The organism is Microbacterium sp. W1-4-2, assembly GCF_058349885.2.
The window spans coordinates 1-5,491 of the sequence record NZ_JBYRJC020000006.1; the positions used below are offsets into that span (position 1 = coordinate 1).

Here is a 5,491-nt window from a genome sequence, read left to right on the forward strand (position 1 = left end):
TATGATTGTGAAGTTGCCCTGCGACGATGGCCTGTGGGTCTGGTTTGTGGGTGTGTCCGATCCTTGAGAACTCAACAGCGTGCACTTGTCAAATGCCAATTTTATCCTCGTCGGCCTCTTTTTTGGGGTCGTTGAGAATTCCTTTGGATCAATTTATATGGATGTCAGCAATGATGTTCGTTCTTTTGGTCATGGTTGAACTCGCTGCGTGTGGACTGTTTTTCCCGGTTCTGCGTGGCATTCGTTTTTTACGGAGAGTTTGATCCTGGCTCAGGATGAACGCTGGCGGCGTGCTTAACACATGCAAGTCGAACGATGAACCGGGTGCTTGCACTTGGGGATTAGTGGCGAACGGGTGAGTAACACGTGAGCAACCTGCCCTGGACTCTGGGATAAGCGCTGGAAACGGTGTCTAATACTGGATATGAGCTGTGGAGGCATCTCCGCGGTTGGAAAGATTTTTCGGTCTGGGATGGGCTCGCGGCCTATCAGCTTGTTGGTGAGGTAATGGCTTACCAAGGCGTCGACGGGTAGCCGGCCTGAGAGGGTGACCGGCCACACTGGGACTGAGACACGGCCCAGACTCCTACGGGAGGCAGCAGTGGGGAATATTGCACAATGGGCGGAAGCCTGATGCAGCAACGCCGCGTGGGGGATGACGGCCTTCGGGTTGTAAACCTCTTTTAGCAGGGAAGAAGCCTTTCGGGGTGACGGTACCTGCAGAAAAAGCACCGGCTAACTACGTGCCAGCAGCCGCGGTAATACGTAGGGTGCAAGCGTTATCCGGAATTATTGGGCGTAAAGAGCTCGTAGGCGGTTTGTCGCGTCTGCTGTGAAATCCTGAGGCTCAACCTCGGGTCTGCAGTGGGTACGGGCAGACTAGAGTGCGGTAGGGGAGATTGGAATTCCTGGTGTAGCGGTGGAATGCGCAGATATCAGGAGGAACACCGATGGCGAAGGCAGATCTCTGGGCCGTAACTGACGCTGAGGAGCGAAAGGGTGGGGAGCAAACAGGCTTAGATACCCTGGTAGTCCACCCCGTAAACGTTGGGAACTAGTTGTGGGGTCCTTTCCACGGATTCCGTGACGCAGCTAACGCATTAAGTTCCCCGCCTGGGGAGTACGGCCGCAAGGCTAAAACTCAAAGGAATTGACGGGGACCCGCACAAGCGGCGGAGCATGCGGATTAATTCGATGCAACGCGAAGAACCTTACCAAGGCTTGACATACACCGGAAACGGCCAGAGATGGTCGCCCCGCAAGGCTGGTGTACAGGTGGTGCATGGTTGTCGTCAGCTCGTGTCGTGAGATGTTGGGTTAAGTCCCGCAACGAGCGCAACCCTCGTTCTATGTTGCCAGCACGTCATGGTGGGAACTCATGGGATACTGCCGGGGTCAACTCGGAGGAAGGTGGGGATGACGTCAAATCATCATGCCCCTTATGTCTTGGGCTTCACGCATGCTACAATGGCCGGTACAAAGGGCTGCGATACCGTGAGGTGGAGCGAATCCCAAAAAGCCGGTCCCAGTTCGGATCGTAGTCTGCAACTCGACTACGTGAAGTCGGAGTCGCTAGTAATCGCAGATCAGCAACGCTGCGGTGAATACGTTCCCGGGTCTTGTACACACCGCCCGTCAAGTCATGAAAGTCGGTAACACCTGAAGCCGGTGGCCCAACCCTTGTGGAGGGAGCCGTCGAAGGTGGGATCGGTAATTAGGACTAAGTCGTAACAAGGTAGCCGTACCGGAAGGTGCGGCTGGATCACCTCCTTTCTAAGGAGCATCTGAGGGCCTTCGGGTCTTCCAGAACCCAGATCGGGCCCGACCGTGGTCCGCTGGGGCTCATGGGTGGAACATTTGACATGGCATTCGATGTCGATCTTCTGGTTAGTACGCAGCTGTGCTGTGGGAACGCTGGGGGTGAGGGGTCGGGTGCCTGCACGCTGTTGGGTCCTGAGGGACCGGGCCGGCCCGGATGGGTTGAACCGAACCTCTGGAAGGACCGTGGGTCTGCCGGCTGTTGTGGCTGGTGGGTGTGCGGTGCCGCCCGTACTTTGAGAACTACACAGTGGACGCGAGCATCTTGAAGATGCGGATCCCTTCGGGGGTTCGTCATCATTATTTTTTGATCGATTCGATCAGCTCATGTGATTTCAAGTCTTTAAGAGCGAACGGTGGATGCCTTGGCATCTGGAGCCGAAGAAGGACGTAGCAATCTGCGATAAGCCTCGGGGAACTGATAAGCAAGTTTTGATCCGAGGGTGTCCGAATGGGGGAACCCCGCCAGGCGGCGTGCCGACCTGGTGACTCCCGCCTGAATGTATAGGGCGGGTAGAGGGAACGCGGGGAAGTGAAACATCTCAGTACCCGCAGGAAGAGAAAACAACCGTGATTCCGTGAGTAGTGGCGAGCGAAATCGGATGAGGCTAAACCGTGCACGTGTGATATCCGGCAGGAGTTGCGTGTGCGGGGTTGTGGGACTTACTTGGTTGTTCTGCCGAGCAGCCGGCGTGACGAGAGCGTATAGGCGAACCGTCTGGGAAGGCGGGCCGTAGCAGGTGAGAGCCCTGTAGCTGAAATGCGTTTCTCGGCGTGGTGAGTATCCCAAGTAGCACGGGGCCCGAGAAATCCCGTGTGAATCTGTCAGGACCACCTGATAAGCCTAAATACTCCCAGATGACCGATAGCGGACAAGTACCGTGAGGGAAAGGTGAAAAGTACCCCGGGAGGGGAGTGAAATAGTACCTGAAACCGTTTGCTTACAAACCGTTGGAGCACCCTTGGCAGGTGTGACAGCGTGCCTTTTGAAGAATGAGCCTGCGAGTTAGCGATATGTGGCGAGGTTAACCCGTGTGGGGTAGCCGTAGCGAAAGCGAGTCTGAACAGGGCGTTCAGTCGCATGTCCTAGACCCGAAGCGAAGTGATCTATCCATGGCCAGGCTGAAGCGACGGTAAGACGTCGTGGAGGGCCGAACCCACTTAGGTTGAAAACTGAGGGGATGAGCTGTGGATAGGGGTGAAAGGCCAATCAAACTTCGTGATAGCTGGTTCTCTCCGAAATGCATTTAGGTGCAGCGTTGCGTGTTTCTTGCCGGAGGTAGAGCTACTGGATGGCCGATGGGCCTCACCAGGTTACTGACGTCAGCCAAACTCCGAATGCCGGTAAGTGAGAGCGCAGCAGTGAGACTGTGGGGGATAAGCTTCATAGTCGAGAGGGAAACAACCCAGACCACCATCTAAGGTCCCTAAGCGCGTGCTAAGTGGGAAAGGATGTGGAGTTGCTTTGACAACCAGGAGGTTGGCTTAGAAGCAGCCACCCTTGAAAGAGTGCGTAATAGCTCACTGGTCAAGTGATTCCGCGCCGACAATGTAACGGGGCTCAAGCACGCCACCGAAGTTGTGGCATTCGCATATTGTGACAGGCCTTCGTGGTCCAGTCGTGTGGATGGGTAGGAGAGCGTCGTGTGCCGGGTGAAGCGGCGGGGTGACCCAGCCGTGGACGGCACACGAGTGAGAATGCAGGCATGAGTAGCGAAAGACGTGTGAGAAACACGTCCTCCGAAAGACCAAGGGTTCCAGGGTCAAGCTAATCTGCCCTGGGTAAGTCGGGACCTAAGGCGAGGCCGACAGGCGTAGTCGATGGACAACGGGTTGATATTCCCGTACCGGCGAAGAACCGCCCCAGTCAATCCAGTGGTGCTAAGAGTCCTAGCCCGGGCGTGCCGGATCCCTTCGGGGTGATGGTGCCTGGGTGAACGCTCGACCCCATGCTGGTGCGGCTAGCGTATTAACAGGTGTGACGCAGGAAGGTAGCCCAAGCCAGGCGATGGTTGTCCTGGTGCAAGTGCGTAGGCCGACTCCTAGGCAAATCCGGGAGTCATGAGGCTGAGACACGATGCGGATGAAAAGTGGGTGATCCTATGCTGCCGAGAAAAGCATCGACGCGAGGTTCCAGCCGCCCGTACCCCAAACCGACTCAGGTGGTCAGGTAGAGAATACCGAGGAGATCGAGAGAATCGTGGTTAAGGAACTCGGCAAAATGCCCCCGTAACTTCGGGAGAAGGGGGGCCATCCACTTACTAGGTTTTACACCGAAAGGGTGTGGTGGCCGCAGAGACCAGTGGGTAGCGACTGTTTACTAAAAACACAGGTCCGTGCCAAGTCGCAAGACGATGTATACGGACTGACGCCTGCCCGGTGCTGGAAGGTTAAGAGGAGCGGTCAGCCGCAAGGCGAAGCTGCGAATTTAAGCCCCAGTAAACGGCGGTGGTAACTATAACCATCCTAAGGTAGCGAAATTCCTTGTCGGGTAAGTTCCGACCTGCACGAATGGCGTAACGACTTCCCAACTGTCTCAACCACGAACTCGGCGAAATTGCATTACGAGTAAAGATGCTCGTTACGCGCAGCAGGACGGAAAGACCCCGTGACCTTTACTACAGCTTGGTATTGGTATTCGGTGTGGCTTGTGTAGGATAGGTGGGAGACTGTGAAGCCCGGACGCCAGTTCGGGTGGAGTCATTGTTGAAATACCACTCTGGTCACTCTGGATGTCTAACTTCGGACCGTGATCCGGTTCAGGGACAGTGCCTGGTGGGTAGTTTAACTGGGGCGGTTGCCTCCCAAAGAGTAACGGAGGCGCCCAAAGGTTCCCTCAACCTGGTTGGCAATCAGGTGGCGAGTGTAAGTGCACAAGGGAGCTTGACTGTGAGACTGACAGGTCGAGCAGGGACGAAAGTCGGGACTAGTGATCCGGCAGTGGCTTGTGGAAGCGCTGTCGCTCAACGGATAAAAGGTACCTCGGGGATAACAGGCTGATCTTGCCCAAGAGTCCATATCGACGGCATGGTTTGGCACCTCGATGTCGGCTCGTCGCATCCTGGGGCTGGAGTAGGTCCCAAGGGTTGGGCTGTTCGCCCATTAAAGCGGTACGCGAGCTGGGTTTAGAACGTCGTGAGACAGTTCGGTCCCTATCCGCTGCGCGCGTAGGAAGTTTGAGAGGATCTGACCCTAGTACGAGAGGACCGGGTTGGACGAACCTCTGGTGTGCCAGTTGTTCCGCCAGGAGCACCGCTGGTTAGCTACGTTCGGGATGGATAACCGCTGAAAGCATCTAAGCGGGAAGCCGGCCTCAAGATGAGACTTCCACGGACCTCGTGTCCGAGAGGCTCCCAGCCAGACTACTGGGTTGATAGGCCGGATGTGGAAGCGCAGCAATGCGTGCAGCTGACCGGTACTAATAAGCCGATGACTTGATAACACAACACCCTCAGGGTGTTCGCGTCCACTGAGTGGTTCTCGATGTACGGTCGGGAACACAACAACACACCAATCTTTGATCGTTGTTGGCGATTTGAAACATCCATAGTGTTTCGGCGGCCATAGCGAGAGGGAAACGCCCGGTCACATTCCGAACCCGGAAGCTAAGCCTCTCAGCGCCGATGGTACTGCAGGGGCGACCCTGTGGGAGAGTAGGACACCGCCGGACTTC

The 5,491-nt window shown here is 56.1% G+C and carries 3 rRNA genes; all 3 read left to right on the forward strand.

Annotated elements, in window-relative coordinates:
* The first annotated feature begins 247 nt into the window (after positions 1-247).
* The 3 genes from AC3RX0_RS16520 to rrf all read left to right on the forward strand — a co-directional run bounded on the left by AC3RX0_RS16520 (position 248) and on the right by rrf (position 5,488).
* Positions 248-1,773, forward strand: a 16S ribosomal RNA gene (locus AC3RX0_RS16520).
* Positions 1,774-2,151: 378 nt separating this feature from the next.
* Positions 2,152-5,260, forward strand: a 23S ribosomal RNA gene (locus tag AC3RX0_RS16525).
* A 111-nt stretch (positions 5,261-5,371) separates the two neighbouring features.
* A 5S ribosomal RNA gene (rrf, locus tag AC3RX0_RS16530) occupies positions 5,372-5,488 on the forward strand.
* Together the 16S, 23S and 5S rRNA genes form the textbook arrangement of a ribosomal RNA operon.
* The last annotated feature ends 3 nt before the right edge of the window (positions 5,489-5,491 follow it).